The 1,559-nt window shown below is 30.9% G+C and carries 1 protein-coding gene; it reads right to left on the reverse strand.

Going from position 1 to position 1,559, the window contains the following annotated elements; all coding sequences use genetic code 11:
• Positions 1-357: 357 nt before the first annotated feature.
• Complete coding sequence (locus tag AB3X49_RS22720) at positions 358-1,035, reverse strand: response regulator transcription factor (protein WP_044439327.1); 678 nt, start codon at positions 1,033-1,035, stop codon at positions 358-360.
• Between the last annotated feature and the right edge of the window lie 524 nt (positions 1,036-1,559).

Consider the following 1,559-nt stretch of genomic DNA (forward strand, 5'->3'; position numbering starts at 1 on the left):
GTATAGTCATTAATTATGTGAAAATCTTGTGAATGGTGTGAGTTAATAAAATTAAACATACATTAGATACAGTCTCATCTAATGCGCACCAGAGTCATCCCCACACGTACTAATCAATAGATTGGGCACCTTATAAACCATGATTTCTACTGCAAAAAAAATGCCCATTAATAGCTGATTTTTTCATAATCCATTGCCTGGTAGCAATCTTCTTTTTATAGTTTCCGTCTTTTAATATTTCACAGAAACTATTTGATTATCAGGTTTAATAGAAAAAAACGAGTAAAACTGTATGAAATAGCTTTACTCGTTTTTGCTATTATGACAAACTGTACTTTACCTATTATCTTATTTTTATCATTCAACCATTGAATAGCCTCTGCCATGTATCGTTTGAATATATCTATCTTTCTTCTCGCACTTTAACTTTTTTCTTACATACCCAATATATAAGTCTACTACATTTGGATTGACTACTACGTTATATCCCCAAACCTGGTTCAAAAGCATTTCACGGCTCAATATTGTATTTTTATTCTTAATTAAAAATACAAGTAAATCGTACTCGCGCTTAGTAAGCGAGAGATTTTTACCACCTTTTTTCACAATATGGCTAGATGCATCAACAAAGAGATCTTTAAACTGAAAAAAGTTTGTCTCATTTTGCTGGATACAGTCACTTCTCCTTAAAATAGCTTGAACCCTTGCTACTAATTCTTCTTTCACAAATGGTTTTCTAATATAATCATCTGCTCCTGCTTGTAGCCCTGCTATGCAATCCTTGCTAGAAGTATTGTCGGTCACAATAATTATCGGTGTCGTTTTAACAAGTCGTATTTGTCTACAAATTTCTGGCCCCGATATACTTAATGAATCCCAATCCAATATGATAATATCCCAATCTTGTTCATATACTATATTTAAACCTTGGTTTTCATTGTGAAGTTTTAAAATGAAATAGCCCTCTTGCGTTAGACCGCTTACGATTTTCTTTGCAAAAGACCGTTCATTCTTAATTACTAACACCTGCTTCACCGATGGTTCACCTCTACTTCAATATAACTTAGTTGGATAAAAAGTTATCCCCAAAAAATAATTTAAGATTTATAGATATTAAATCCCTAAAAAAAGCCATTATAACAGCTTATTAGGAGAACTCTATATAATCTTACAATAGATATGGATGAAAACACAAAATATATGAAGATTTAAATACATATTATTTAATCATTAAGAGCAACTATATTATCTAGCTGCTTATTATCAATAACTATTCCCTCAGTTTCTGTTTCAAGGGTACCGTCCTCAACTTAAGCATTTTATAAAACCACAAAACAAAAAAACTGTATTCTTTCTATTATTTTAAATCTAGAAAATAAATTGGTTGGGAAGAAGATAAAAAAGAGTCTGAAACAAAGTGAAAAAAAGGGAAGAAATTTGGGAGACCACCATTAGAAAAGGAGAAGATTTCAATTGTATTATAGCAATAAGTATTCAATAAAAGGAATTATTCAAAAAACAGGAGTTTCACAAACTTCTCTTTATAGGGCTATTAATTC

Source organism: Bacillus sp. C30 (assembly GCF_040838255.1).
Taxonomy (GTDB): Bacteria; Bacillota; Bacilli; order Bacillales; family Bacillaceae_G; genus Bacillus_A; species Bacillus_A mycoides.